Below are 24,960 nucleotides of genomic sequence, written 5' to 3'. Positions count from 1 at the left end.
AGTGTAATCAGGAGGCATTGGCCAAAGCGATGAATTCGGCCACGTCCAGCTGTTCGGCGCGGGCATCGGGACGCACGCCGGCGGCGATGAACTGCTCGGCGGACACCACGTTGTTCAGGGCATTGCGCAGGGTCTTGCGGCGCTGCCCGAAGGCGGCCTTGACCACCTCGGCGAAGCGCTTGTGGTCGTTGATGTTGATCGCGGCCGGGTCACGCGGCACCAGACGCACCACGGCCGAATCGACCTTCGGCGGCGGCCGGAACGCGCCCGGCGGCACCACGAACAGCGAGGTCACCTGGCAGTAGGCCTGCAGCATCACGCTGAGGCGGCCATACACCTTGCTGCCGGGGCCGGCCGCCATGCGGTCGACCACTTCCTTCTGCAGCATGAAGTGCATGTCGCGGATGACCGCGGCATGCTCAAGCGCATGGAACAGGATCGGCGAGGAGATGTTGTAGGGCAGGTTGCCGACCAGGCGGATCGGCTGGCCGGCGGCCAGTTCGGTGAAGTCCACGCGCAGCACGTCGCGATGAACGATGGTCAGCTCGCCCAGCGGCTCGGCGGCGGCGGTCAGCGGCGCGATCAGATCGCGGTCGAACTCGATCACCGTCAGCGTGGGGTGCACGCGCAGCAGCGGCAGGGTGATCGCGCCCTGGCCAGGGCCGATCTCGACCAGGCGGTCGCCGTCTTTCGGGTTGACCGCCATCACGATCTTGTCGATGTAGTGGCGGTCGGCCAGGAAATGTTGGCCAAGCTGCTTCTTGGCCGGTGCGGTGAACACCGGGCCGGAGGGGGAATGCGGGGAATTCATGCGCCCAGTGTACGTTGCCGCGCAAGCTGCGCACACAGCGTCGTTGCCGCCTGCAGGCTGGAGGGATCGGCGATGCCGCGGCCGGCCAGCTCCAGCGCGGTGCCATGGTCCACCGCCACGCGCGGATAGGGCAGGCCCAGGGTCAGGTTCACCGCCTGTTCGAAGCCGGAATACTTCAGTACCGGCAGGCCCTGGTCGTGGTACATCGCCAGCACGGTGTCGAAGCCGGCCAGCTTGGCGGGCAGGAAGGCGGTATCGGCCGGCAGCGGCCCGACCAGGTCCATGCCCTCCGCGCGCAGGCGCTGCAGCAGCGGGATGACCAGATCCAGTTCTTCGCGGCCCAGGTGGCCATCTTCGCCGGCGTGCGGGTTCAGGCCGAGCACGGCGATGCGCGGCGCAGGCAGGCCGAACTCACGGCGCAGTGCGGCGTGCACCGTGCGCAGCGCGTGCTCCAGGCCGGGCGCGGTGATCGCATCGGCCACCTCGCGCAGCGGCAGGTGGGTGGTGGCCAGGGCCACGCGCACGATGTGGTTGGCCAGCATCATCACCACCTTCACCCCGGCCTGGTCGGCCAGCAGTTCAGTGGTGCCGCTGTAGGCGATGCCGCCTTCATTGATGACCGCCTTGTGCACCGGGCCGGTCACAACACCGTGCAGTTCGCCGGACAGGCAGGCCTGGCCGGCGCCGAGCAGGGCGCCGATGACCGCGCCGGCATTGGCCGGATCGGCCTGGCCGAAGCGGCTGGGCGCAGCGTTGCGGACAGCGCGCAGGCGCAGATCGCCGGGGGCGCGTGCTTCGGCGTCCTCGGGCAGCAGCTGCAGGGGCAGGTTCAGCGCGGCCGCGGCCGCGTGCAGGGTGTCCGGATCGGCGAAGGCCAGCAGCCGGCAATCTTCACGCGGCTGCTGGACGAGGCGGACACATAGCTCCGGGCCGATCCCGGCGGGCTCGCCCGGTACCAGAGCGAGCTCGGGGCGCATCGGTCAGGACTGCGGCGGGGTGGCGGTGTTTTCCGCGCGGTCGCCGCTGCGGAAGCTGACGTAGGCTTCGCCACGCAGTTCCTGCAGGAAGCGGTTGTACTCGTCTTCCAGCTTGCGGCGGCCGATGGTCTCGCGGACCTGGGCACGCTGGTTGTCGGTGGTCACGTCGGTCTGGCGGGTCGCCACGCGCTGCACGATGTGCCAACCGGCATCGGTACGGAACGGCTGGCTGACGCCACCGTCCTGGAGACCTTCCACCTGCTGGCCGAAGGCCGGACCGAACGCGTCGGCCGGGAACCAGCCCAGGTCACCGCCCTGGCCCTTGCTGTTGTTGTCCTCGGAGGATTCCTTGGCAACGGTCTGGAACTCGGCACCACCGGCGATGCGGGCACGCAGGGTGTCGATCTTGGCCTTGGCGGCGGCGTCGGTCTGGTGGTCGTCCACGCGCACCAGGATGTGGCGGCCGTGGAATTCGGTGACCGTATGCTCACCGGCGGCGGCGGAGCTGGCGTCACGCACTTCCACCAGCTTCAGCAGCTGGAAGCCGCTCGGGCCACGGATCGGGCCGACCACTTCGCCGGGCTTCATCTTTTCCATCATCTGGGCAAAGGCCTGCGGGATTTCATCCAGGCTGCGCCAGCCCAGGTCGCCGCCTTCCAGTGCATTCGGGCTATCCGAATAGCGCACGGCCGCTGCGTTGAAGTCCAGCTCGCCCTTGTCCAGCAGGGTCTTCACACCATCGGCCTTCTTCTGGCCGGTGGCGATCTGGTCAGCGTTGGCGCCGTCGGGCAGGGCGATCAGGATGTGCGCCAGGTGGTACTGGTTGCCCACCGTGGCCTGCTGCTTCAGCGCGGCGTCGACTTCACCCTCGCTGACGCTGATGCGGCTCTGCGCGAAGCTCTGGCGCAGGCGCTGCACGGTGATCTCGTCACGCACCGAGGCGCGGAAATCGTTGAAGTCGATGCCGTCATGGGCCAGGCGCTGGCGCAGGGCGTCCAGGTTCGAACCGTTCTGCTGGGCGATGGAGTTCATCGCCTGGTTCAGCTCCTGGTCGCTGACCCGGATGCCGCTGCCCTGGGCGCGGGCCACCTGCAGCTTGACCAGCACCAGGCGCTCCAGCACCTGGCGGCTGAGCACGTCTTCCGGCGGCAGCTGGTTTTCACGGCCGGCGTACTGCGCCTTGATGTTGGCGATCGCACGCTGGAGCTCGCTCTGCAGGATCACGTCCTCATCGACGACGGCGGCGATGCGGTCAAGCGGCTGCGCCTCCTGGGCAAGCACCTGCAGGGGGGCGGACACGCTGGACACCGCCAGCAGCGAGGCGAGAAGAACGGGGAAGCGCTTGGTCATGGGATCAGGTTCGGATCGTAGTCATCCCGGGTCGCCCCGGTGTTGCTCGGCGGCACGAGATAGAGGTCGTCGCGGTTGTAGCCGAGGATAGCACGGCGCAGGGTACGGTCCGTGTCCTGGCCCAGGGAGCTCAGGCCCTTGAGCACGAACTCCAGCTGGATGGCGTTGTTCATCTCGCCTTCGCGGTTGCGGACGTAGCGGCGGGCGACCGCACGCACGGCCAGGCAGCAGCTGTCCCACTGGACGCCGGCGATGATCTCCAGCGGTTCCTTGTCCTGCAGCGAGTAGTAGTAGCGGCCGACCAGGCTCCAGCGCGCATTCAGCGGGTACAGGAACGACAGGTCGGCCTGTTCCAGCAGCGTGCGGTCATGCTTGTTGGCGGTGGCCGGGGCGCCGGAGTTGATGCGGTAACGGTAGCTGAGGTTGATCACGCCATCGTTGGGCATCAGGTAGCGGGCGCGGACGCTGGCCAGATCCTCGCGCTTGTACTTGGGGTCCCACTGGTAGGTGGCACCCAGGGTCCAGCGGTCGTTGATCATGTAGTTGCCGTCAGCGATCCACGCCGACTTGCCCTTCTCCACCGGCGCGCCACCCGGGGTGACGGTCACCCGCGATTCGTCGAAGTACTGGATCTGGCCGATGGAGGCCGAGAAGCGTTCCTTGCCGGTGGTCTGGTCGATGAAGCGGGTGCTCAGCGCCATGGTCAGCTGGTTGGCGTCGTTCTGGCGATCGGCGCCGGTATAGCGAGAATCGCGGAACAGCTGGCCCCAGCTGAAGGTGAAGTCGCGGGTGTCGAAGATCGGCAGCTCGTCCTGATCGCGGTAGGGCGTGCGCAGGTAGAACAGGCGCGGTTCCAGGGTCTGCAGGAAGGACTTGCCACCGATGCGGGTCTCGCGATCGAAGAACAGGCCGGCGTCGATGCTGCCGATCGGCAGGCTGCGGCTGGGCGAGGTGTTGCCGCGCAGCTGTTCCGGTGTGGCGGTGTTCGGGTCGATGCCCTGCGAACGCAGGATCTGGCCGCGGATGCCGTTCACGCCATCAACCAGGCCACGGTCCAGCTGGTAACCGGTATAGCGGTAGGCCAGGGTCGGCGTGACATACCAGGCCGCGCCGCTGATCGGGAACGACACGTAGGGTTTGACATCCAGCCGCGAGCCGCCGCTGACACCGATGCCGTCGGTCTGACGGCTGCCGTTGCGGGTGTACTGCAGGTCCGGTCCCGCATCAGCGCCGTACTTGAAGTTGATGTCGTCGTGGGTGAAACGCACGGCTTCGGCGTAGATGCCGGTTTCCAGCCACGGCAGGACCGGCTTGTCCCAGTTGAAATACAGGCGCGGCTGGCGGTTGTAGGCCAGCGCACCCTCGTTGAGGGTGTAGTCGGTCAGCTGCCAGCGGTCGGCCATGATGCCGGCCGTCCAGTTCCTGCCAGTGCCGTACAGGCCGATGGTGCTCTGCAGGTTCGACGCGGTGACCCCCACCAGGCGGTTGGCGAAGTCTTCCACATAGCGTTCGTCGCTGACCCAGGCCAGGTTGGCGCGGGCCTGCCAGTGGTCGTCGAGGTTGTGGTAGCCGCCGAACATCACCCGGCCGCGGTCGCGGTCGCGCAGTTTGTCGTTGGGCATGAACGCGGTCAGCAGTTCGCCGCGGCCGCCGTTGTAGAGGTAGCGGAATTCGTTGTCGAGCATCAGGCCGCGCCGGCTCATGTAGCGCGGGGTCAACGTGTCGTCGTAGTTCGGCGCCAGGTTGAAGTAGATCGGCTGTGCGTAATCGAAACCGTTGCGGCCGGACATGCCCAGCTGCGGGAACAGCAGGCCGGTCTTGCGGCGGTCGTCGATCGGGAACTTGAAGTACGGCGCCCACAGCACCGGCACCTTGCCGATGCGCAGCACGGCGTTGCGGGCGGTACCGAAGCCTTCGTCGTTGTCCACTTCGATCTGCGGCGCCGACAGCTTCCACACCGGCTGCGACGGGTCGCAGGTGGTGTAGGTGGAGCGGTGCATCTGGCCGACCGCACCCTGCAGGTCGACCGATTCGGCATCGCCGTTGCCGCGGCGCGACACCAGCTGGTACTTGATGTCGGTGATCTTGTGGGTGTCGCTTTCCTGGTTGCCCTCGGCGCGCTTGGCGACCATGCGGATCGAGGAGTCCTGGTAGCGGACATTGCCGTCGGCGATGTAGTTGCCGGTCTCGGTATCGAAGCTGAGCTTGTCGGTGCCGACGAACTGGTCGCCACGGCGCAGGGCCACGTTGCCTTCGTACTGCGGCACGGTGGTGGTGCCCAGCAGCTGGTCACCCTCGATGTCGGTCGGCTGCTGCTCGCGCGCGGCGCTGGCGGCGGCCTTGTCCTGCCCTGGGACCGGGACAGGGACAGGGGCATCGGTGAACGCGGGAATCACGTCGGTAGCCGGGCACAGGCCCCAGTTGAGCGGCTTTTCATCGGCCATTGCCGGCAGGCAGATGGCGATGCTCAGAGGCAGGGGAAGCAGGCGGAGGGCTCGGCGCACGCGGTTCGGATTCGGGCGAAAACGGACGGTAGCTTGCCCCATCCCTTGCATAGGGGCAATGAAGGGCGTCGGATCCTGCCGGTTCGGGTTCATCCGGAGACGCTGCCCGGTGGGGGGGGCAGCAGGGCCCGGACATGGGCCACGCTGCACTCGGCAAGGGCCTGCAGGTCATAGCCGCCTTCCAGCATCGAGACCACCCGGCCGGCCGCATGGCGGCGCGCCAGCGCATGCAGTTCGCGGGTGATCCAGGCGAAATCGTCGGTTTCCAGCATCAGATCGGCCTGCGGATCGCGCAGGTGGGCATCGAAGCCGGCCGAAATCAGCAGCAGCTGCGGGCGGAAGTCGTCGATGGCCGGCAGCATCTCGTCGGCCCACACATTGCGGAAGCGGAAACCGCCGCTGCCGGGGGGCAGCAGGATGTTCATCAGGTTGCCGGCACCGCGGTCGCGGCGCAGGCCGGAGTTGGGGAACAGCCCGGCCTGGTGGGTGCTGTAGTACGAGACCCGGGCGTCGTGCTGGAAGATGTCCTGGGTGCCGTTGCCATGGTGGACATCGAAATCGACCACCGCGATGCGCTCCAGGCCATGACGGTCACGGGCGTAGGCGGCGGCGATGGCGATGTTGTTGAGCAGGCAGAAGCCCATCGCAGTGCTGCTGGTGGCGTGGTGGCCCGGTGGCCGCACCGCGCAGAACGCCAGCGGGTCCTCGCCCAGCATCACCGCATCTACCGCCGCCACGCCGGCGCCGGCGGCATGCACGGCGGCACTGGCCGAGCCGGGCGAGGTCCAGGTGTCCATGTCCAGCTGGCGCAGCGGCGCGGTCTGCGGCTGCAGCACGAAGTCGAGCAGGGCGCTGTCGTGGACCCGGGTCAGTTCGCCGAACTTGGCCGGCGGCGCCTCGCGCCAGTCCAGCTGGCCGGGGAAGGCGGCGTGCAGGGCATCGAGCACATGCTGCAGGCGTTGCGGGCACTCCGGATGGCCAGGGCCGGGGTCATGCAGCAGGCAGGACGGATGGGTGAAGACCAGCATCGTGCCGACTCAGCGCTGGCGCTGCTGTGGCTGCCACAGCGCTTCGCCATGGCCATCGGCACGGGCCAGCACCCGGGCCAGCACGAACAACAGGTCCGACAGCCGGTTGAGGTACTGCAGCGCCTCGCTGCGCACGGCGTCGTGGCGGGCCAGGGTGACCGTCTCGCGCTCGGCCCGGCGGACGATGGTGCGCGCCAGGTGGCAGCGTGCGGCGGCCTCGCCACCGGCTGGCAGGATGAATTCCTTCAACATCGGCAGGCTGGCGTTGTAGTGGTCCAGCTGCTGTTCCAGTGCCGACACATCGGCGGCGTGGATCGCGGCGTGGCCGGGGATGCACAGTTCGGCGCCCAGGTCGAACAGCTGGTGCTGCAGATGCACCACCAGCGCGCGCACGTCGTCGGGCAGCGCCGTGGCCAGCAGCAGGCCGAGTGCGGCATTGGCTTCGTCGACAGTGCCGTAGGACGCCACGCGGGCATCATCCTTGGCCACGCGCTGGCCGTCGCCAAGGCCGGTACTGCCGTCGTCGCCGGTGCGGGTATAGATGCGCGAGAGGCGATGACCCATGGCGCGGCTCAGTGCCGGATGTCGCGGCGGGCCTGCTGGAGCTTCAGCACCTGCTCCACGGCCAGCTGCAGGGCGGCGCCGAGCGCCACGTAGATGGCGGTGGTGCGCAGGTACGGCCCGAACCACTGTGCGTAGTTCTGTGCCCAGCCGGCCAGCGTCGGCTCGGCCACGTTGCGGCTGGTCCAGTAGAAGCCGCCCTGCGCGAGCAGGTGACAGACCGCCACCGAGGCCACCAGCAGCAGCGCGCCCTTGGCCAGTACCGGCCAGCGTGCCCCCTGGTAGTTGCGGCCCAGCAGCATGCCGCCGGCCCACAGCGAGAAATACGCCGGCAGCAGCAGCCAGTAACCCGGCGACACGCAGTAGTGCTGCCAGAAATCCAGGCCGCTGCTGCGGATCACGATCCAGTCCACCAGCACCGCGAACACCATCAGCAGCGGGAACGCCCAGCGGGTCCAGCCAGCCAGGTAGAAGCCGCCGATGAAGAACACCGCCCAGGAGGCATCCGGGATCGCCGCGAAGTGGTTGACCCGGGTCGCCGCCAGCAACAGCACGAGTACGGACAGGACGAAGGCACGGTTGGCGGTGGCGGACATGGCAGCGGGCCCGGAGCGGATTCAGGTTTCATTCTAGCCCGCCGCGCCGGTTGGCGCAGGTCGGGGGCTGTTGGGTGTTCGGGCGGGGCGAGCGCGTATCATGAACACCATGAGTGAACGACATGACGTGCTGATCGTCGGTGGCGGCCTGGTCGGTGCCAGCCTGGCCATTGCCCTGGACCGGTTGGGCCGCGACGTGGGCCTGCTCGAAGCCAGCCCGGCCGGCGAGCTGCCGGCGGTGTTCGACCAGCGCAACCTCAGTTTCGCCGCGGCGACCGTCAACGCGCTGACCGCGTTGGGGGTCATGCAGAAGCTGGCGATGGCGCCGGGCCCGATCCGCCGCATCCATGTCAGCCGCGCCGGCGATTTCGGCCGCGTGCAGCTGGAGGCTTCCGGCTACGACCGGCCGTGGTTCGGCCAGGTGGTTGTCGCGCGTGACTTCGGCCAGGCGCTGGAAGCGCGCCTGCAGGAGCTGCCGCAGCTGCGGCGCTACCGGCCGATGCGGTTCCTGGGCCTGGGCGAGGTGGTCGACGGCTACCGCCAGGTGCGGGTGGCCGACGAGACCGGCGAGCGCGTACTGCTGGCACGGCTGGTGGTCGGTGCCGATGGCACGACCAGCGGTGTGCGTGGCGCGCTGGGCATCGAGGTCGACCGGCATGATTTCCAGCAGACCCTGTTCGTGGCCCGCGTGCGCAGCCAGCGTGCGCCGGATGGCACGGCCTGGGAGCGCTTCACCGATACCGGCCCGACCGCCCTGCTGCCGCGCGGCGACCGCCACTTCGGCACCGTGCACGGCGTGGCGCGGGACCAGGCCGATGCGGTGATGGCGCTGGACGATGCGGCCTGGCTGCAGCGCCTGCAGGATGCGATCGGCTGGCGTGCCGGTCGGCTGCTCGAATCCGGCCCGCGCAGCGCTTACCCGCTCATCCAGGTGCTGGCGCGCGCATTGGCCGGTGAACGCACGGTGCTGCTGGGCAATGCCGCGCAGACCATCCATCCGCTGGGTGCGCAGGGCTTCAACCTGGGCCTGCGCGATGCGCTGACCCTGGCCGAACTGCTGGAGGATGCGCACGAGGATGCCGGCAGCGATGTGCTGCTGCAGGCCTATGTTGCGCGCCGCCAGGAAGACCGACGGCAGACGGTGGCGTTCTCGGGTGGCCTGGCACGGCTGACCAGCAATCCGGCACCGCTGATGCGGCCGCTGCGCAGCCTCGGCCTGGTGGCCGCGCAACGCGCCTCGGTGCAGTCGATGCTGGTCGGTGGTGCGATGGGCTTCCGTGGCGAAGTGCCGCGGCTGTGCCGTGGAGAAGCGGCATGAGCCGGCGTGTGCGCCTGGACGTGGCCATCGTCGGAGGTGGCGTGGTCGGCGCTGCCTGTGCGCTGGCGTTGGCCGATGCCGGCCTGTCGGTTGCGCTGGTGGAAGGTCGTGAGCCCGCGCCGTGGCAGGCCGCACAGCCTGACCTGCGCGTGTTCGCCTTCGCTGCTGACAACGTACAACTGTTGAGCCGCCTGGGCGTGTGGCCGGCGATCGCGCAGGCCCGCGCCTGGCCCTACCGGCGCATGCAGGTGTGGGACGCGGCCGGTGGCGAGGATCTGCTGTTCGACGCCGATCGCTTCGGTCGGCGCGAGCTGGGCTACATCGTCGAGAACGGCCTGCTGCAGGATCGCCTGTGGGCGGCGTTGCCGGCGGCGGGCGTGCAGCTGCACTGCCCGGCGCGGGTGGACGCGCTGGAGCAGGACGACGACGGCGTGCGCCTGCGCCTGGATGACGGGCGTCGCCTGGAAGCGGCGTTGGCCGTGGCCGCCGACGGCGCCGAATCGACCCTGCGCCAACTGGCCGGGATCGAGGTTGAAAAGCATGACTACCACCAGCGTGGCGTGGTGGCCTACGTGGACAGCGATCTTCCCAACCAGGCCACCGCCTGGCAGCGTTTCCTGCCGAGCGGGCCGCTGGCGCTGCTGCCGGTGGCCGAGCGCCGCAGCTCGATCGTCTGGACCCTGCCCGAGGACGAGGCGGCGCGCGTGCTGGCGCTTGACGAAGACAGCTTCAACCGCGAACTGACCCGCGCCTTCGCGGCGCGGCTGGGTGAGCTGCGGCTGGCGTCACCGCGTGCGGCCTTCCCGCTGCGTCGCCAACTGGCCCGTCACTACGTGGCCGGCCGAGTACTGGCATTGGGTGATGCCGCGCATGTGGTGCATCCGCTGGCCGGGCAGGGCGTGAACCTGGGCCTGCGCGATGTCGCCGCCCTGCAGCAGTGGCTGGCGCCGTCGGCCGAGCGCCGTGGCCAGCCGCGGCTGTCGCCGCAGCGCCTGCAGCGCTGGGCACGCGAACGGCGCAGCGACAACCAGATCGCCGCCTACAGCTTCGATGCGATCAACCGCCTGTTCTCCAACGACGAGATGCACTTGACCCTGGCCCGTGGCCGCGCGCTGGGCTGTGTCGGCAAATGGCCGCCGCTGGTACAGGCGTTCTGGAAGCGCGCCGCCGGGGTGTAGCCGGAACGCAAACCGCACGATGCTGCGGGCACCGCTGGCGCGTTAGCAACCACGGGATCCCGCTCTGGTAGGTGCCAACCTTGGTTGGCACGTCTGCCAGGTCACGTCGGCCCAGATGGGGCGACGGCGTTCCGACGTTGTGCCAACCAAGGTTGGCACCTACCGAAAGCGGGCGCTGCTACCGCCGTTGATCCAGTGAATCCACGCCATGCGTGGATGAAGACCGCGGGTGGATTCAATCCACCAGCCAGCCGGCCAGGTCGGTGCGGTCCAGCTTGCCGCGGTGCCTGCGGTCCAGCGAATTGAATTCGTCGGCCAGCGCCGGATTGGCCTGTGCTTCCTCGCGGCTGATGAAACCGTCGCCGTTCACGTCGAGGTCGCTGAAGCGGATGCGGTACTGGCCGACCACGCTGCTCGGTTCCAGCGAACGCACGGTCACCTGCGCCACGCCGGCCGGCTGCGGAATCTCGACGCTGCCGCTGACCCGGCCGGCATCCAGCGGTTGCTGGCGGATCGCGCCGCCGGTGGGGCCCAGCGGCTGGCTCTGCGCCGGCGTGGACGGGCCGTGCTGGGCGATGGCCGGTACCGAGGCCAGCAGGATGGTCAACAGCAGGGCAGCACGCGGAAGGTTCATGACAGGCTCCTTGCCAGAGGGTACCGGGAGCGTACTCCCGGCAACCTGTGCCGCCGATGACGGATCAGCGCAGCGGCGAAGCCAGCACGGTGATCTCTTCACGGTCGTGATAGAGCTGCTTGGCGCGGACCACCAGCGGCTTGCCGGCCTGGTCCTGGAACAGGTCCAGGCACAGCCGGGTTTCGTCCCAGCGCTTCTTCATCGGCAGTTTCAGATTGAAGATCGCATGCCGGCACCAGCCCTCGCGGAACCAGGTGGCCATGCGTTCGGCCACGCGGCGCGGCTGCTCGACCATGTCGCAGACCATCCAGTCCAGCGGCTGTTCCGGGTGCCAGTGGAAGCCATCGGCGCGCAGGTGCTCGACCAGGCCGGTGTCCAGCACATGCTGGCGCAACGGGCCGTTGTCGATGCTCAGAACATGCATGTGTTGGCGCGTCAGCACCCAGGTCCAGCCGCCGGGGGCGGCGCCCAGGTCGGCCGCACGCATGCCGGGCTTGGCCAGTGCTTCGCGTTCTTCCGGCGTCAGCAGGGTCAGCAGTGCTTCGTCCAGCTTCAGTGCCGAACGCGAAGGCGCCTCGGGCAGCAGCTTCAGGCGCGGGATGCCCAGTGCCCACGGCGCGCTGTCGGCCGGGTCGGCCACGCAGACGAAGGCATGGGTGCCGTCGACGAACACCACGTGCAGGCGCGGCAGGCGGTTGTTCGGCTTATCAGTGAGCTTGCCGGCCTTGCGCAGCGCCGGGCGCAGTGCATTGCCGAAGGCACGGGCCAGACCGGACAGTGGCTTGCCGGCGTCCGAATCGGGGTGTTCCACCCACAGGTCGCCGAAGCGCGGCGCATCGGCCAGCACTTCCAGCATCGGGGTGATCCGGTCCGCCGGGTCCAGCTGCGGCAGTTCGGCCAGCACCACCAGCTTCTGCCGCGCGAAGATCAGCTCGCGCCAGCGCAGGCGCGGCGCCAGCGCGGCGGCTTCGTCGCACATGAAAAGCACGTAGCCGTCATTGCGCTGGGTGCGCGCATAGCCGGCGAAACCGGCTTCACCGGCGCGGAACTGCAGCTCGCCGGCCAGCTCGGGCTCGAAGCCCTGCCGGCACAGGCACAGCAGGCCGATGCCAGTTTCAGTAACGGGCGCCATCGCTTTCCCCATAGGCACGCAGCACGCTGCGCGCGGCGTCGCGGTTCAGGCCTTGCACCACTTCGATGCCGCGCTTGTTGAGTTCACCCACCCAGTCGGCCGGCAGCGGGCCTTCATCGAATGGGGTCAGTTCCTCGACGTCGGCCGAGTTGGCACCGATCAGCAGGCGGTCGATGCCGGCCCACACGGTGGCGCCGTAGCACTGGCAGCACGGCTGCGAGCTGGTGGCCAGGGTGACCGGCGACAGCACCGCGTTCAGGCGCGGGGTCTGCAGGCGCTGCTGGGCCAGCATGTAGGCCATGTTCTCGGCGTGCGCCAGCGAGGTCGCGTGCGGCATCACCCGGTTCACGCCGGCGGCGATGACCTTGTCGTCCGGTCCGAACACCACCGCACCGAACGGACCGCCACTGGCGTGCTCGACGTTCAGCCGCGACAGCTCGATCGCCAGCGCGACCTTGGCCTCATCGCCCGGATATCGACGATCCAGGTCGATCTGGTCGTGGATCCAGGCGGGAAGGGTCAGGTGGACTTGCGCGTACAGCATCGCGGTGGTGCCTCGTAGTGGATGGAAGAAAGTGCGGTTGCTTGGGAAACCGGCGCGCAGTGTAGCCGCACCGGCCTGTACCGGGTGTGGGCGTGGCTCAGCCCGGCGAGCCGGTGCGGATCACCACGTACTGCTTGCGGAATTCCAGCCCGGCCTGCGGCCAACTGGCGGCATAGGCGCGCAGCAGGGGCAGGGCGGCGGCGAAGTCGTGGCCGTTGACCCGGCAATCGGCCTCGCACAGACCATCGGTATCGCGCGAGGCGAACAGGCGGATGGCCAGGAATTGGCGGGCTTTCAGCAGCTCGTCGAAGGCCTCCATGCTGCGGGTGAACAGGCAGCAGGGGCAGGAGCCATGATCGTCTTCGCTGCAGGTGGAGGCATCCACGTCCTGTGCACGGTAGTGCGCCAACGGCCCCAGCACCACAGTGCGCTCGTGTTCCTCGCCATTGTCACCGGCCGGATAGGTCAGGCCCATCATCGGCAGGCCCTGTGCGTCTTGGGCGCCGATCGCGGTCTGCAGGGTCACCAGGTCCACCCGGGCCCAGGCCTGGAAGCCGGACAACAGCGATGCCTGCTCATCGGCACCATTTGCGTGCTGGTACTCGAACAGGCCATCGGCGAACAACTGCGGATGCTGGCTTTCAATGACGGTGGAGGTCTGCCAGCCGCCGTTGTCGCGCGGCTGCGCGGCCATCGCATGCGGGGTCAGGCGCAGGCCGCTGTCGAGCAGCAGCGCGTTGCCGTCGATGCGGCTGGCGGTGCCGGTGTCCTGCAGGGCCTGCTGCAGCAGCGGGAGGAGGGCGGTGGCGCTCGTGGTCATGTCAGGCCTGTGGATGGATGGGGCGGAACATCCAGGCAGGGCCTGGGGCTAGCGGTCGAGTGCGTCGAGCTCGGCGCGATATCGCTGCGCGTCGGGCTGCTGCTGCGGGTCGCTGCCGTGGTTGCGCAGCCAGGTTTCCAGCTCGCGGCGATAGTCGGCGCGGAACTCGGCATTGCCCGGGCTGAAGTGCAGCTTGCGCGCCGCCACTTCCACCCGCTCGCGCGCGCTGGCCCGGGCCTGGGCGATGCCGTGCGGTGACTCGTTGGTGAGGATGACGATGTTGCGCGGGAAGCCCGGCGTGTACTTCACCACGAACGGCTGGTCGCGCGCCGGGATGCGGATGGCGTTTTCCAGCGGCCACAGCGAAGCCGTGTTGGTGTGGAACACCACGTCCACGTCGCGGCCCTCGGCCGTGCGCAGCACCGCTTCGTAGCGCCAGATGTACTGTTCGTTGAGCGTGGAGCTGGTTCGCTCGGCCTTGACGATCACCGCTTCACCACGCTCGCCCACCACGTTGAGGAAGGCGGCGTTGAGGAAGTGGCCGAGGAACATGTTGAGCATCGCCAGCGGGAACACCACGATGGCGTAGCCCGGAAAGCGCCGCCACCACGAGACCAGCCCGGCCAGCACCATTGCTGCAAAGAACGTCAGCAGCGGATGCTGCGAGATGAACCAGAGCAGGACGGAAAGGGCGGTGATCATCGTCGCGGTCGTGCGGGCGCCATCCAGGCGCCCGCGCAGGCCCTCAGGCCGACCAGGTATCGCGCAGGGTCACGCTGCGGTTGAATACCGGCGTGGCTGCGGTATGGTCGCGGCGGTCGGCCACGAAGTAGCCGGTACGCTCGAACTGGAACGACTGCTCCGGCGCGGCGCTGGCCGCGGCCGGCTCGACATAGCCGGTGACAGTGCGGCGCGATTCCGGGTTGAGGTAATCGCGGTAGGTCTTGCCTTCCGATTCGTCGTCCGGGTTCGGCACCGAGAACAGGCGGTCGTACAGGCGGATCTCGGCCGGTACGCCGTGCACGGCGCTGACCCAGTGGATGGTGCCCTTGACCTTGCGGTTGGCGCCTTCCATGCCCGGACGCGATTCCGGATCCAGCCAGCCGCGCAGCTCGGTGATGGTGCCGTCGGCATCCTTGATCACTTCGTCGCAGCGGATGATGCCGGCGCCGCGCAGGCGGACTTCGCCCCCCGGGACCAGGCGCTTCCAGCCCTTCGGCGGCACTTCGGCGAAGTCCTCGCGGTCGATCCACACTTCGCGTGCGAACGGTACTTCGCGGCTGCCGAAGCTTTCGTCCTTCGGGTGGTTGCTGAAGGTCAGCTGCTCTTCGTGGCCTTCCGGCAGGTTGGTCAGCACCAGCTTGACCGGATCGACCACTGCCATGCGGCGCGGTGCGGCACTGTCCAGGTCCTCGCGCAGCGCGCCTTCCAGCACGCTGAAGTCGATCAGCGAGTTCTGCTTGCTGATGCCCACGCGCTCGGCGAACAGGCGCATCGCGGCCGGGGTGTAGCCACGGCGACGCAGGCCCTGCAGGGTCGGCATGCGCGGGTCTTCCCAGCCATCCACCAGCTGCTCGGTGACCAGCGCCATCAGCTTGCGCTTGCTCATCACCGTGTAGTTGATGTTCAGGCGCGAGAACTCGATCTGGCGCGGCTTGGCCGCTTCGCGTGGCAGGCCGGCGTCGACCAGCGGCTGGGTCAGCGCATCGTCATGGGCGAAATCGACGTTGTCCACGCACCAGTCGTACAGCGGGCGGTGGTCTTCGAATTCCAGCGTGCACAGCGAGTGGGTGATGCCCTCGATCGAATCACCCAGGGCGTGGGCGAAGTCGTACATCGGGTAGATCGGCCACGCGTTGCCGGTGTTCTGGTGCTCGACGTGCTTGATGCGGTACAGCGCCGGATCGCGCAGGTTGATGTTGCCGCTGGCCATGTCGATCTTGGCGCGCAAGGTGCGCGCGCCATCCGGGAATTCACCGGCGCGCATGCGGCGGAACAGGTCGAGGTTTTCCTCGACGCTGCGGTCGCGCCAAGGCGACGGGCGGCCCGGTTCGGTCAGGGTGCCGCGGTAGGCGCGCACTTCCTCGGCCGACAGGTCGCAGACATAGGCCTTGCCCTGTTCGATCAGCTTCTCGGCGGCCAGGTAATAGGCCTGGAAATAGTCCGAGGCGTGGCGCAGCTCGTTCCACTCGAAGCCCAGCCAGCGCACGTCGTCCTGGATCGCGGCCACGTATTCCGGATCTTCCTTGGCCGGGTTGGTGTCGTCGAAGCGCAGGTTGCAGACGCCGCTGAACTCACCGGCGATGCCGAAGTTCAGACAGATCGACTTGGCATGGCCGATGTGCAGATAGCCGTTCGGCTCCGGCGGGAAGCGGGTCTTGATCGCCTGGTGCTTTCCGCTGGCCAGGTCCTCGCGCACGATCTGGCGGATGAAATCGCGCTTTTCGTGGCTGTCGGCGGGGGTCTCGGGGCTGGCGGGGGTGTGCTCGGACATGAGTCGGCGAAAAGAAAGGCAGAAAGACCAACAGTCTAGCGCGTACGGGGCAGGGCTGCCCGGTGGGGTGTGGGGATGCCGGCCCCGCCCTCTGGTAGTGCCGGCCGTTGGCCGGCAACTCTCCGATCCCGCCCCCGGCACCATTCAGCCCCCGGGCGTATGCTGAACCCCTGCCCCGAGGAGCCGCCGCATGCACATCGTGTACAAGGCCGACAACCTGTTCGACGCCCATCTGGTCAAGCACGCGCTGGAAAACGCCGGCATCCCCGCCTTCGTGTTCGGCGAGCAGCTGCTGGGGGGCATGGGCGAGCTGCCGTTGTTCGGCGTGTTGCGGGTCGGCATCCCCGACGCGGCGCGGCCGCAGGCGGAGGACATCATCGCGGCGCTGGGCTTGGGCCAGGCCGCCGCCGACCCCATTTCCGATGCAGACGATATGGCCGGACTGCCGGCGTAGGAGCGCATCATGTTGGGAATTGGCCAGGGCATCCTCGGCATCGGGGCCTTCAAGCAGCGCCTGCCGCGCCCGGAAGAGGCACTGCCGGGGCGCGAGCAGCCATTGCCGCTGCACAGCAACCAGCACTTCGTGAACAGCCATCCGCTGAAGGACCGCTTCGCCGGCCTGCAGCAGATCCGCTTCGCGCTGGGCTGTTTCTGGGGCGCCGAGCGCAAGTTCTGGACCGAGCCGGGCGTGTACAGCACCTCGGTCGGCTACGCCGGCGGCATCACCCCGAACCCGACCTATGAAGAAGTGTGCTCGGGCCTGACCGGGCACACCGAAGTGGTGCAGGTGGTGTTCGACCCGGCGGTGGTGAGCCTGGAACGGCTGCTGCAGCTGTTCTGGGAAAGCCACGACCCGACCCAGGGCATGCGCCAGGGCAACGACACCGGCACCCAGTACCGTTCGGCGATCCACGCCACCGACGAGACACAGTACGCTGCCGCGCTGGCCAGCCGCGAGGCCTACCAGGCCCAGCTGGATGCGGCCGGCTACGGCCCGATCACCACCGAGATCGTGTACCCGGCACCGGCGTACTACTACGCCGAGGACTATCACCAGCAGTACCTGGCGAAGAATCCGAACGGCTACTGCGGCATCGGCGGCACCGGCGTGAGCTGCCCGATCGGGTTGGATGTGGAGGCGCCGCGCTGACGCGCGGTGGTCCGCCTGCGGCGGGCAGAAGCCAAAGCCAAAGCCAAAGCGGCTCTGGGTTGCTGACGGTTTGGCGGGACGGGGGCGGCTGGCAGGACACGCCGTAAACCCATCCCTGGGGGCTCGATGGCGCCATCCATGGCGCCAACGGTCCTGCCAGCCGCCCCCGTCCCACCTTCGACAGTTTCCCGGTGACGGTGGGCAAGAGCATTGGTTGGTGACGAACTGATGGAAAAGAAAAAGGACGCGGCGTTCGCCGCGTCCTTTTTATTTGGTTCTGCATTGTCCTTGTAGAGCCGAGCCATGCTCGGCTCCGAGCAAGCGAAGCGCGCGACCCGCTGTTGCTCTTCTTTCTTTCTTCCGTGGCGGGTGGCCACCGGAAACTGTCAGAGGGCGGGCGGGTTGGGTTCGCGGGAGTGTCCGCCGCATGGATGCGGCGGCCAAGCCTCCAGGGATGGATTCACGGCGTCTCCCGCGAACCCAACCCGCCCGACCCAGCACGGCTTTTGCTCTGAGCCCCCCGCCACGAGGGGCTCAGCCGTTGGCCAGAATCCTCACAGTGCCGCGCGGATCCGCTCGCGCAGTGCTTCCAGATCCTTGGCAAACGCATCGATACCGGTCGCCAGCTTCTCGGTCGCCATCGGATCAGCAGCCAGATCCGCCGCGAACTTCGCCGCATCGATCGGGGGCACCGCCGCGCCATCAGCGGCACCGGCCACCAGCTTGCGCGGCAGCGCGCCGTGGTCGGCGTCCAGCTTCTCCAGCAGGTCCGGCGAAATGGTCAGGCGGTCGCAGCCGGCCAGCGCTTCGATCTGTGCGGTCGAACGGAACGAGGCGCCCATCACCACCGTCTTCGAACCGCGGCGCTTGAATTCGGCATAGACGCCGCGCACGAACTTCACGCCCGGGTCTTCGTCGATGCTGGCCGGGGTCTGGCCGTTGGCCACGTACCAGTCCAGGATGCGGCCGACGAACGGGGAGATCAGGAACGCGCCGGCCTCGCTGCAGGCCAGCGCCTGGGTCGGGTTGAAGATCAGGGTCAGGTTGCAGTCGATGCCTTCGGCCTGCAGGATGCGCGCGGCTTCCACGCCTTCCCAGGTCGCGGCGATCTTGATCAGGATCTTCTCGCGCGGCACCCCGGCATCGGCGTACATCTGGATGAACTGGCGGGCCTTGGCCACGGTGGCGGCGGTGTCGTGGGCCTGGTCGGCGTCCACTTCGGTGGACACGCGGCCCGGCACCAGCGTGCTCAACAGCGCGCCGACGCCGATGGTCAGGCGGTCGGCCACGGCGTGCACCACGGCTTCGCGGTCGCCCGCCTGCTGGCGGCCCCAGGCCAGTTCGCGTTCGATCAGTTCGGCGTAGACCGGCAGGTCCAGCGCCTTCTTCACCAGGGTCGGGTTGGTGGTGCAGTCCACCGGCTGCAGGCGCTTGATCGCCTCGTAGTCACCGGTATCGGCAACGACCACGGACAGTTCGCGCAGCTGGGACAGTTTGGACGGGGTACTCATTACGGCTCCTGGTGCAGGGGGATCGAATCGCGCGCGGTGCGCAGCGGTAATCAGGGGCGGTCGTTGTGGACCGCGGTCACGCGCAGGCGCAGCTTGCGGCCGCCGGGCGCGTTCCAGTCGATGCTCTGGCCGATGGCCAGGCCGAGCAGGGCACTGCCGACCGGGGCCAGCACGGAGACCTTGCCTTCATCGACATTGGCTTCGCGGGGGAAGACCAGGGTCAGGACGTGCTTTTCGCCGGACACTTCATCTTCGCACTCCACGCGCGAATGCATCATGACGATGCCTTCGGGAATCTGGTCCGGTGCCAGCACGGTGGCCCGGTTGAGTTCTTCAGCAAGCGCGAGCGCGGCAGGCGTCTGGCTCAGCGCAGGGGATTCGAGCATGGCGTCCAGGCGGTCCATGTCGAAGGTAGAAACGGTGATCGACGGCGGCAGGCCGCTGGCGGTGTTCATGGTGAAGCTCCTTGGTTGAAAGCCATGCAAAAGGCGGCACCTGCTGGCGCCGCCTGTCTGTATTGTGGGGACAAATGCGGCCGGAATCGACTCCTGCCGATTCCGGGCCGGTGCTGCGGGGGCTCAGCCGTTCAGCGCGGGGCCGGGCAGGGCCGGTGCATCGCTGCCGGCATCGAGCGCCTCCAGCGTGAACAGTGCCTGCGGCAGGCGCTTGAACTGGTCGGCCAGCTCCATCAGGAAGTCGTTCATGGCCGAGCTGCGGCGCCAGATCATGGCGATGCGGCGGCTGGGACGGCCTTCGCCGGTGAAATCGAGCAGGCGGATGTTGTTCGAGCGCGGCACCGGCGGCTGCACCGACAGGCTCGGCAGCAGGGTGATGCCGACGTCGGCGGCGACCATCTGCCGCAGCGTTTCCAGGCTGGTGGCGCGGAATTCGGACTTCTCGTTGGCGCCGAACAGGCGGCAGACTTCCAGCGCCTGGTCGCGCAGGCAATGCCCGTCTTCCAGCAGCAGCAGCTTCTGCGTGGCCAGTTCCTGCACGTCCAGGTGTTCGCGGCGGGCCAGCGGGTGGCGCCCGGACACGGCCAGCAGGAACGGTTCCTCGAACAGGAATTCGGCATGCAGCTGGTCGTCGATCACCGGCAGGGCCAGCAGTGCGGCGTCGAGCTTGCCTTCGCGCAGGCGGTCCAGCAGCACGTCGCTCTTTTCCTCGACCAGCAGCAGTTCCAGCTCCGGGAAGCGCTCGCGGATGCGCGGGATCACATGCGGCAGCAGGTACGGGCCGAGGGTCGGGAAGATGCCCAGGCGCACCGTGCCGGCTTCCGGATCGCGGCTGCGTCGCGCCGCTTCCTTCAGCTGTTCCACTTCGGACACGATCACCCGCGCCCGTGCCGCCGCTTCCTGGCCGGCCGGGGTCAGCATCACCTTGCGCGGTGCGCGTTCCACCAGCGGCAGGCCCAGCTCTTCTTCCAGCTTGCGGATCTGCGTCGACAGCGTGGGCTGGCTGACGAAGCAGGAGGCGGCAGCCCGGCCGAAATGCTTGTGGTCGGCCAGGGCTACCAGGTACTTCAGATCACGTAGGTTCATCCTTACACCCCAGGGGTAACGGACCGGCTGACGGCGTGGTTACCCGACAGGCAGACAATGTTCCCGGTGATCTGGGAACGGTGGATCAGGCTGCTTCAGCAACGGCACCGCTGCTGTTGCTCACCGACGAGCGGATCAGGTGGTCGAACGCACTCAGTGCGGCGGTCGAGCCGGCGCCCATGGCGATGATGATCTGCTTGTAGGGCACCGTCGTGCAATCGCCAGCGGCGAACACGCCCGGCAGGTTGGTCTGGCCGCGGTCGTCGATGACGATCTCGCCGCGCGGCGACAGCGCCACCACATCCTTCAGCCACTCGGTGTTGGGCAGCAGGCCGATCTGCACGAAGATGCCTTCCAGCTCGACGCGGTGGGCATCGCCGCCGACGCGGTCCTTGTAGACCAGGCCGGTGACGCGGCTGCCGTCGCCCAGCACTTCGGTGGTCTGCGCGCTGGTCAGCACGGTCACGTTGCCCAGTGTGCGCAGCTTCTTCTGCAGCACTTCATCGGCGCGCAGGCTGGAATCGAACTCCAGCAGGGTTACATGCGACACGATGCCGGCCAGGTCGATGGCTGCTTCCACGCCGGAGTTGCCGCCGCCGATCACCGCCACGCGCTTGCCCTTGAACAGCGGGCCATCGCAGTGCGGGCAGTAGGCCACGCCCTTGTTGCGGTACTGGTCTTCGCCCGGCACGTTCATCTGCCGCCAGCGCGCGCCGGTGGACAGGATCACCGAACGCGACTTCAGTACCGCGCCGTTTTCCAGCTGCACCTGCACCAGGCCGTCCTCGCCGGCCGGCACCAGCGCACTGGCGCGCTGCAGGTTCATGATGTCCACCTCGTACTCGCGCACGTGCTGCTCCAGCGCCGTGGCCAGCTTGGGGCCCTCGGTCTCCTTCACCGAAATGAAATTCTCGATCGCCATGGTGTCCAGCACCTGGCCACCGAAACGCTCGGCGGCGATGCCGGTACGGATGCCCTTGCGTGCGGCGTAGATCGCCGCTGCAGCGCCGGCCGGGCCACCGCCCACCACCAGCACGTCGAAGGCGTCCTTGGCGGCGATCTTCTCGGCATCGCGCTTGCCGGCGTTGGTGTCCAGCTTGGCCACGATCTGCTCGAGGGTCATGCGGCCCTGGTCGAAGATTTCACCGTTGAGGTACACGGTCGGCACCGACATGATCTCGCGCTTCTCGACTTCGTCCTGGAACAGGGCGCCATCGATGGCCACGTGCTGGATGCGCGGGTTGAGCACCGCGGCCAGGTTCAGCGCCTGCACCACGTCCGGGCAGTTCTGGCAGGACAGCGAGAAGTAGGTCTCGAACCGGTAGTCGCCTTCCAGGTTCTGCACCTGCTCGATCAGCTCGGCGGTGGCCTTGGACGGGTGCCCGCCGACCTGCAGCAGCGCCAGCACCAGCGAGGTGAACTCGTGGCCCATCGGCAGGCCGGCGAAGGTCAGGTGGATGTCCTGGCCCGGGGTGCCCAGGTCGAAGGACGGCACGCGGCCCTGCCCATCGCGCAGCACCTGCAGCGAGATCTTGTCCGACAGGCTGTCCAGGGTCTGCAGCAGTTCCAGCATTTCCTGCGACTTGGCGCCGTCGTCGGCGTGCGCGGTGATCTGGATCGGGCGGGTCACGCGCTCCAGATAGGTCTTCAGCTGCGACTGCAGGTTGGCGTCCAACATCGGTCTTCTCCTGGCTTCAGGCAAACAGAGGGCGTGGCACCGCTGTACAAGGTAGCGGACCAGCTGGGGGTAGGGGTGAACCCAAGACAGCGACCGTGGAAGGGGCTGGCTGGCCAAGGCGGGCGAGCGTTGGCTGTCTTGGGTTCACCCCCACGCCGGCGGGGGGACCGGCACGGGGATGAAGGGCGCGCCGCGGCGTGGGGCCACGGCAGGCCGGTACTGCCTTAGATCTTGCCGACCAGGTCCAGCGACGGGGTCAGGGTCTTCTCGCCTTCCTTCCACTTGGCCGGGCACACCTGGTTCGGGTTGGCGGCGGTGAACTGGGCAGCCTTCAGCTTGCGCAGGGTCTCGGACACGTCACGGGCGATCTCGTTGGAGTGGATCTCCAGGGTCTTGATCACGCCTTCCGGATTGATGATGAAGGTGCCGCGCAGGGCCAGGCCTTCTTCCGGAATGTGCACGCCGAAAGCGTTGGTCAGCTGGTGGGTCGGGTCGCCGACCAGCGGGAACTGGGCCTTGCCGACGGCCGGCGAGGTCTCGTGCCACACCTTGTGCGAGAAGTGGGTATCGGTGGTGACGATGTAGACCTCGGCGCCGGCCTTCTTGAACTCGGCGTAGTGGTCAGCTGCGTCCTCGATCTCGGTCGGGCAGTTGAAGGTGAAGGCGGCCGGCATGAAGATCAGGACGGACCACTGGCCCTTCAGGCTGGCGTCGGAAACCTTGATGAACTCGCCGTTGTGGTAAGCGTTGGCTTCGAACGGCTGGATCTGGGTGTTGATGAGGGACATCATTTTTCCTCTTGGTGAAGGGGAGTGGGTGAATCGACAGGAGCTAGGTTACCCATTCGCTGGCGATAAGAACAATGCATTGATTGCATCTATTTGATAGATGGAGTCTATCAAAATGCACTGAGCAGGCACTGAACCCGGCCGCTTTCATCCTGCAACTGACTGTGTGACAAGGAAAATCTCGCCGGACCGCTGCCTGGGGCCGATAGCCCCTCCTTATCCCGTCCGGCGGAACCTGAACGGATTCCGATTTTGTAGAGCCGAGCCCGCGCTCGGCTGCTCCAGAAGCAGCCGAGCGCGGGCTCGGCTCTACAATTGCGGAATGTCTTTCCAAACCGAACCCACCCTGCGACAGATCGTGGCCGAGGCCAGTGTCCGCCTCGGCAGCGTCGAAGCCCGCCATGAGGCGGAGCTGCTGCTGCTGCATGTGCTGGAACGCCCACGCAGTTGGCTGTTCGCGCATGCCACCGATCCGCTGGCCGCCGCCGACCAGGCCGCCTTCGAGACGCTGTTGGCCCGCCGCGTGGCCGGCGAGCCGGTCGCCTACCTGACCGGCCGCCGCGGATTCTGGACGCTGGATCTGGAGGTCGATCCGGCCACGCTGATCCCGCGCCCGGAGACCGAACTGCTGGTCGAGCTGGCGCTGGAACGCCTGCCGCAGGACCGTGCGCTGCGGCTGGCTGACCTGGGCACCGGCAGCGGCGCGATCGCCTTGGCGCTGGCCAGCGAGCGGCCACAGGCACAGGTGCTGGCCACCGATGCCAGCCCGGGTGCGCTGGCCGTGGCCGCGCGCAATGCTGCGCGCCATGAACTGCGCAACGTCCGCTTCGCCGAGGGCGGGCACGATTGGTACGCGCCGTTGCAGGGCATGCGCTTCGACCTGATTGCGAGCAATCCGCCGTACATCGCCAGCGACGACCCGCACCTGCGACAGGGCGACCTGCGCTTCGAACCGGCCTCCGCGCTGGCGTCCGGTGTGGACGGTCTGGATGACATCCGCCGCATCATCGACGGCGGCCAGGCGCATCTGCTGCCCGGTGGCTGGTTGCTGATCGAGCACGGATGGGACCAGGGCGCGGCGATCCGCGCGCTGTTCGACGCCGCCGGTTTTGCCGAGGTGCAGACCGTGCAGGACCTGGAGCAGCGCGACCGCATCACCCTGGGCCGGCGACCGGCCTAGAATGGGGGTTCTCCTGCCCCGGCAGGGCATCACCCTGGAGCTGCAAGCATGCGTACGCTGTACCCCGCCATCACCCCCTACGACGTCGGCACCCTGAAGGTCGACGACCGCCACACGCTGTATTTCGAACAGTGCGGCAACCCGGACGGCAAGCCGGTGGTGATGCTGCACGGTGGCCCGGGCGGTGGTTGCAGCGACAAGATGCGCCAGTTCCACGACCCGACCAAGTACCGCATCATCCTGTTCGACCAGCGTGGTGCGGGTCGATCCACCCCGCACGCGGACCTGGTGGACAACACCACCTGGGACCTGGTCGCCGATATCGAGAAGCTGCGCGAGCACCTGAAGGTCGATCGCTGGCAGGTGTTCGGTGGCAGCTGGGGCTCGACCCTGGCCCTGGCCTATGCCGAGACCCATCCGCAGCGCGTGACCGAACTGGTCCTGCGCGGCATCTTCATGCTGCGCCGCTGGGAGCTGGAATGGTTCTACCAGGAAGGCGCCAACCGCCTGTTCCCGGATGCGTGGGAGCATTACCTGAAGCCGATCCCGCCGGTGGAGCGGCATGACCTGATCTCGGCCTTCCACCGCCGCCTGACCAGTGACGACGAAACCACCCGCCTGGAAGCCGCCAAGGCCTGGGCGGTGTGGGAAGGCGCGACCAGTTTCCTGCACGTCGATGACGACTTCATCAACAGCCACGAAGACCCGCACTTCGCCCTCGCCTTCGCCCGCATCGAGAACCACTACTTCGTCAACGGTGGCTTCTTCGAGGTGGAAGACCAGCTGCTGCGCGACGCGCACCGCATCGCCGACATCCCGGGCGTGATCGTGCACGGCCGCTACGACGTGGTCTGCCCGCTGGCCAACGCCTGGGACCTGACCAAGGCGTGGCCGAAGGCGAAGCTGGAAATCACCGCGGCCTCGGGACATTCGGCGTTCGAAGCCGAGAACGTGGACGCGCTGGTGCGCGCCACCGATAGCTTCGCCTGATCGGTAGTGCCGGCCGCTGGCCGGCAATGCCTTGCCGGTCCGTTTCGCCGCCGCCCGATGTGGCTCGCCGGCCAGCGGCCGGCGCTACCGGATAGCCAAGGCCTCGGGCCATTCGGCGTTCGAAGCCGAGAACGTGGACGCGCTGGTGCGCGCCACCGATGGCTTCGCCTGATCG

At 68.0% G+C, this 24,960-nt stretch carries 25 protein-coding genes; 7 read left to right on the top strand and 18 right to left on the bottom strand.

The window, feature by feature from the left end; translation table 11 throughout:
• Positions 1-7: 7 nt before the first annotated feature.
• The 7 genes from rsmA to AC5P98_RS20390 form a co-directional block, all read right to left on the bottom strand.
• On the bottom strand, positions 8-811 hold the full coding sequence (gene rsmA / locus AC5P98_RS20420; protein WP_014645986.1) for a 16S rRNA (adenine(1518)-N(6)/adenine(1519)-N(6))-dimethyltransferase RsmA: 804 nt from the start codon (positions 809-811) through the stop codon (positions 8-10).
• On the bottom strand, positions 808-1,788 hold the full coding sequence (gene pdxA, locus AC5P98_RS20415) for a 4-hydroxythreonine-4-phosphate dehydrogenase PdxA (RefSeq protein ID WP_032959015.1): 981 nt from the start codon (positions 1,786-1,788) through the stop codon (positions 808-810). The genes rsmA and pdxA overlap by 4 nt, the downstream gene beginning before the upstream one ends.
• A gap of 3 nt (positions 1,789-1,791) precedes the next feature.
• Positions 1,792-3,138: a peptidylprolyl isomerase gene (locus AC5P98_RS20410; protein WP_032959016.1), complete on the bottom strand. Its 1,347-nt coding sequence runs from the start codon at positions 3,136-3,138 to the stop codon at positions 1,792-1,794.
• Complete coding sequence (gene lptD / locus AC5P98_RS20405) at positions 3,135-5,642, bottom strand: LPS-assembly protein LptD (protein WP_168708230.1); 2,508 nt, start codon at positions 5,640-5,642, stop codon at positions 3,135-3,137. The genes AC5P98_RS20410 and lptD overlap by 4 nt, the downstream gene beginning before the upstream one ends.
• Positions 5,643-5,731: 89 nt before the next feature.
• Positions 5,732-6,670: a histone deacetylase family protein gene (locus tag AC5P98_RS20400; RefSeq protein WP_014645990.1), complete on the bottom strand. Its 939-nt coding sequence runs from the start codon at positions 6,668-6,670 to the stop codon at positions 5,732-5,734.
• Positions 6,671-6,679: 9 nt separating this feature from the next.
• Positions 6,680-7,234, bottom strand: coding sequence for a cob(I)yrinic acid a,c-diamide adenosyltransferase (locus AC5P98_RS20395; protein WP_014645991.1), 555 nt, complete (start codon positions 7,232-7,234; stop codon positions 6,680-6,682).
• A gap of 8 nt (positions 7,235-7,242) precedes the next feature.
• The gene (locus tag AC5P98_RS20390) at positions 7,243-7,827 is read right to left on the bottom strand and encodes a hypothetical protein (RefSeq protein WP_014036042.1); all 585 of its coding nucleotides are present in this window, start codon (positions 7,825-7,827) and stop codon (positions 7,243-7,245) included.
• Between the two features lie 109 nt (positions 7,828-7,936).
• On the opposite strand from AC5P98_RS20390, the gene ubiH reads away from it, so the two are divergent.
• Positions 7,937-9,145 (top strand): 2-octaprenyl-6-methoxyphenyl hydroxylase, encoded by a 1,209-nt coding sequence (gene ubiH, locus AC5P98_RS20385; protein WP_049404153.1) that lies wholly within the window; start codon positions 7,937-7,939, stop codon positions 9,143-9,145.
• Complete coding sequence (locus AC5P98_RS20380) at positions 9,142-10,323, top strand: UbiH/UbiF family hydroxylase (protein WP_495230191.1); 1,182 nt, start codon at positions 9,142-9,144, stop codon at positions 10,321-10,323. Before ubiH ends, AC5P98_RS20380 begins: the two co-directional genes overlap by 4 nt.
• A 235-nt stretch (positions 10,324-10,558) precedes the next feature.
• On the opposite strand, the gene AC5P98_RS20375 is transcribed toward AC5P98_RS20380, so the two are convergent.
• The 6 genes from AC5P98_RS20375 to AC5P98_RS20350 form a co-directional block, all read right to left on the bottom strand.
• Entirely contained in the window at positions 10,559-10,957 is a 399-nt protein-coding gene (locus tag AC5P98_RS20375) for an EF-hand domain-containing protein (RefSeq protein ID WP_049404156.1), read from the bottom strand.
• Positions 10,958-11,021: 64 nt separating this feature from the next.
• Positions 11,022-12,089, bottom strand: a complete 1,068-nt coding sequence (rlmM, locus tag AC5P98_RS20370) for a 23S rRNA (cytidine(2498)-2'-O)-methyltransferase RlmM (protein WP_046428937.1) — start codon at positions 12,087-12,089, stop codon at positions 11,022-11,024.
• Entirely contained in the window at positions 12,073-12,633 is a 561-nt protein-coding gene (locus AC5P98_RS20365; protein WP_004154307.1) for a nucleoside deaminase, read from the bottom strand. The genes rlmM and AC5P98_RS20365 overlap by 17 nt, the downstream gene beginning before the upstream one ends.
• A gap of 97 nt (positions 12,634-12,730) precedes the next feature.
• Positions 12,731-13,453: a DUF6348 family protein gene (locus tag AC5P98_RS20360; protein ID WP_049404160.1), complete on the bottom strand. Its 723-nt coding sequence runs from the start codon at positions 13,451-13,453 to the stop codon at positions 12,731-12,733.
• Between the two features lie 48 nt (positions 13,454-13,501).
• A complete protein-coding gene (locus tag AC5P98_RS20355; protein ID WP_049404162.1) occupies positions 13,502-14,155 on the bottom strand; it encodes a membrane protein in 654 nt (217 codons plus the stop codon).
• 43 nt (positions 14,156-14,198) lie between these two features.
• Positions 14,199-15,947 (bottom strand): glutamine--tRNA ligase/YqeY domain fusion protein, encoded by a 1,749-nt coding sequence (locus AC5P98_RS20350; protein WP_014645999.1) that lies wholly within the window; start codon positions 15,945-15,947, stop codon positions 14,199-14,201.
• 190 nt (positions 15,948-16,137) lie between these two features.
• On the opposite strand from AC5P98_RS20350, the gene AC5P98_RS20345 reads away from it, so the two are divergent.
• Positions 16,138-16,401 (top strand): putative signal transducing protein, encoded by a 264-nt coding sequence (locus tag AC5P98_RS20345; protein WP_049404164.1) that lies wholly within the window; start codon positions 16,138-16,140, stop codon positions 16,399-16,401.
• A 30-nt stretch (positions 16,402-16,431) separates the two neighbouring features.
• Positions 16,432-17,097, top strand: coding sequence for a peptide-methionine (S)-S-oxide reductase MsrA (gene msrA, locus AC5P98_RS20340; protein WP_049404168.1), 666 nt, complete (start codon positions 16,432-16,434; stop codon positions 17,095-17,097).
• Positions 17,098-17,651: 554 nt separating this feature from the next.
• Here msrA and AC5P98_RS20335 read toward each other — a convergent pair.
• From AC5P98_RS20335 to ahpC, 5 genes are all read right to left on the bottom strand, one after another.
• A complete protein-coding gene (locus tag AC5P98_RS20335) occupies positions 17,652-18,608 on the bottom strand; it encodes a transaldolase (RefSeq protein ID WP_032956985.1) in 957 nt (318 codons plus the stop codon).
• Between the two features lie 50 nt (positions 18,609-18,658).
• Positions 18,659-19,063 (bottom strand): nucleoside diphosphate kinase regulator, encoded by a 405-nt coding sequence (gene rnk / locus AC5P98_RS20330; RefSeq protein ID WP_014036052.1) that lies wholly within the window; start codon positions 19,061-19,063, stop codon positions 18,659-18,661.
• A gap of 123 nt (positions 19,064-19,186) precedes the next feature.
• Entirely contained in the window at positions 19,187-20,149 is a 963-nt protein-coding gene (locus tag AC5P98_RS20325; RefSeq protein WP_014646003.1) for a LysR substrate-binding domain-containing protein, read from the bottom strand.
• An 85-nt stretch (positions 20,150-20,234) separates the two neighbouring features.
• Positions 20,235-21,827 carry an alkyl hydroperoxide reductase subunit F gene (gene ahpF / locus AC5P98_RS20320; protein WP_049408707.1) on the bottom strand — a complete coding sequence of 531 codons (1,593 nt, stop codon included), beginning with the start codon at positions 21,825-21,827 and terminating at the stop codon, positions 20,235-20,237.
• Positions 21,828-22,051: 224 nt separating this feature from the next.
• Entirely contained in the window at positions 22,052-22,615 is a 564-nt protein-coding gene (ahpC, locus tag AC5P98_RS20315) for an alkyl hydroperoxide reductase subunit C (protein WP_005408159.1), read from the bottom strand.
• 322 nt (positions 22,616-22,937) lie between these two features.
• On the opposite strand from ahpC, the gene prmC reads away from it, so the two are divergent.
• From prmC to AC5P98_RS20300, 3 genes are read left to right on the top strand one after another with little or no spacing between them, the layout of a single operon-like run.
• A complete protein-coding gene (prmC, locus tag AC5P98_RS20310; RefSeq protein ID WP_046429016.1) occupies positions 22,938-23,795 on the top strand; it encodes a peptide chain release factor N(5)-glutamine methyltransferase in 858 nt (285 codons plus the stop codon).
• Between the two features lie 48 nt (positions 23,796-23,843).
• On the top strand, positions 23,844-24,785 hold the full coding sequence (gene pip, locus AC5P98_RS20305) for a prolyl aminopeptidase (protein WP_053451487.1): 942 nt from the start codon (positions 23,844-23,846) through the stop codon (positions 24,783-24,785).
• Positions 24,786-24,816: 31 nt separating this feature from the next.
• On the top strand, positions 24,817-24,957 hold the full coding sequence (locus tag AC5P98_RS20300) for a hypothetical protein (protein ID WP_154583310.1): 141 nt from the start codon (positions 24,817-24,819) through the stop codon (positions 24,955-24,957).
• Positions 24,958-24,960: the final 3 nt, after the last annotated feature.

Source organism: Stenotrophomonas sp. YJH_SMC_135, assembly GCF_059372355.1.
Note: the sequence above shows the minus strand (reverse complement) of the source record. Positions and strands in the feature narration are given on the sequence as shown.

Bases quoted from the DNA above. Each gene is read 5' to 3' on its own strand.
- rsmA (WP_014645986.1), bottom strand. From the start codon at position 811: ATGAATTCCCCGCATTCCCCCTCCGGCCCGGTGTTCACCGCACCGGCC.
- pdxA (WP_032959015.1), bottom strand. From the start codon at position 1,788: ATGCGCCCCGAGCTCGCTCTGGTACCGGGCGAGCCCGCCGGGATCGGC.
- AC5P98_RS20410 (WP_032959016.1), bottom strand. From the start codon at position 3,138: ATGACCAAGCGCTTCCCCGTTCTTCTCGCCTCGCTGCTGGCGGTGTCC.
- AC5P98_RS20400 (WP_014645990.1), bottom strand. From the start codon at position 6,670: ATGCTGGTCTTCACCCATCCGTCCTGCCTGCTGCATGACCCCGGCCCT.
- AC5P98_RS20395 (WP_014645991.1), bottom strand. From the start codon at position 7,234: ATGGGTCATCGCCTCTCGCGCATCTATACCCGCACCGGCGACGACGGC.
- AC5P98_RS20390 (WP_014036042.1), bottom strand. From the start codon at position 7,827: ATGTCCGCCACCGCCAACCGTGCCTTCGTCCTGTCCGTACTCGTGCTG.
- ubiH (WP_049404153.1), top strand. From the start codon at position 7,937: ATGAGTGAACGACATGACGTGCTGATCGTCGGTGGCGGCCTGGTCGGT.
- AC5P98_RS20380 (WP_495230191.1), top strand. From the start codon at position 9,142: ATGAGCCGGCGTGTGCGCCTGGACGTGGCCATCGTCGGAGGTGGCGTG.
- AC5P98_RS20375 (WP_049404156.1), bottom strand. From the start codon at position 10,957: ATGAACCTTCCGCGTGCTGCCCTGCTGTTGACCATCCTGCTGGCCTCG.
- rlmM (WP_046428937.1), bottom strand. From the start codon at position 12,089: ATGGCGCCCGTTACTGAAACTGGCATCGGCCTGCTGTGCCTGTGCCGG.
- AC5P98_RS20365 (WP_004154307.1), bottom strand. From the start codon at position 12,633: ATGCTGTACGCGCAAGTCCACCTGACCCTTCCCGCCTGGATCCACGAC.
- AC5P98_RS20360 (WP_049404160.1), bottom strand. From the start codon at position 13,453: ATGACCACGAGCGCCACCGCCCTCCTCCCGCTGCTGCAGCAGGCCCTG.
- AC5P98_RS20355 (WP_049404162.1), bottom strand. From the start codon at position 14,155: ATGATCACCGCCCTTTCCGTCCTGCTCTGGTTCATCTCGCAGCATCCG.
- AC5P98_RS20350 (WP_014645999.1), bottom strand. From the start codon at position 15,947: ATGTCCGAGCACACCCCCGCCAGCCCCGAGACCCCCGCCGACAGCCAC.
- AC5P98_RS20345 (WP_049404164.1), top strand. From the start codon at position 16,138: ATGCACATCGTGTACAAGGCCGACAACCTGTTCGACGCCCATCTGGTC.
- AC5P98_RS20335 (WP_032956985.1), bottom strand. From the start codon at position 18,608: ATGAGTACCCCGTCCAAACTGTCCCAGCTGCGCGAACTGTCCGTGGTC.
- rnk (WP_014036052.1), bottom strand. From the start codon at position 19,063: ATGAACACCGCCAGCGGCCTGCCGCCGTCGATCACCGTTTCTACCTTC.
- AC5P98_RS20325 (WP_014646003.1), bottom strand. From the start codon at position 20,149: ATGAACCTACGTGATCTGAAGTACCTGGTAGCCCTGGCCGACCACAAG.
- ahpF (WP_049408707.1), bottom strand. From the start codon at position 21,827: ATGTTGGACGCCAACCTGCAGTCGCAGCTGAAGACCTATCTGGAGCGC.
- ahpC (WP_005408159.1), bottom strand. From the start codon at position 22,615: ATGTCCCTCATCAACACCCAGATCCAGCCGTTCGAAGCCAACGCTTAC.
- prmC (WP_046429016.1), top strand. From the start codon at position 22,938: ATGTCTTTCCAAACCGAACCCACCCTGCGACAGATCGTGGCCGAGGCC.
- pip (WP_053451487.1), top strand. From the start codon at position 23,844: ATGCGTACGCTGTACCCCGCCATCACCCCCTACGACGTCGGCACCCTG.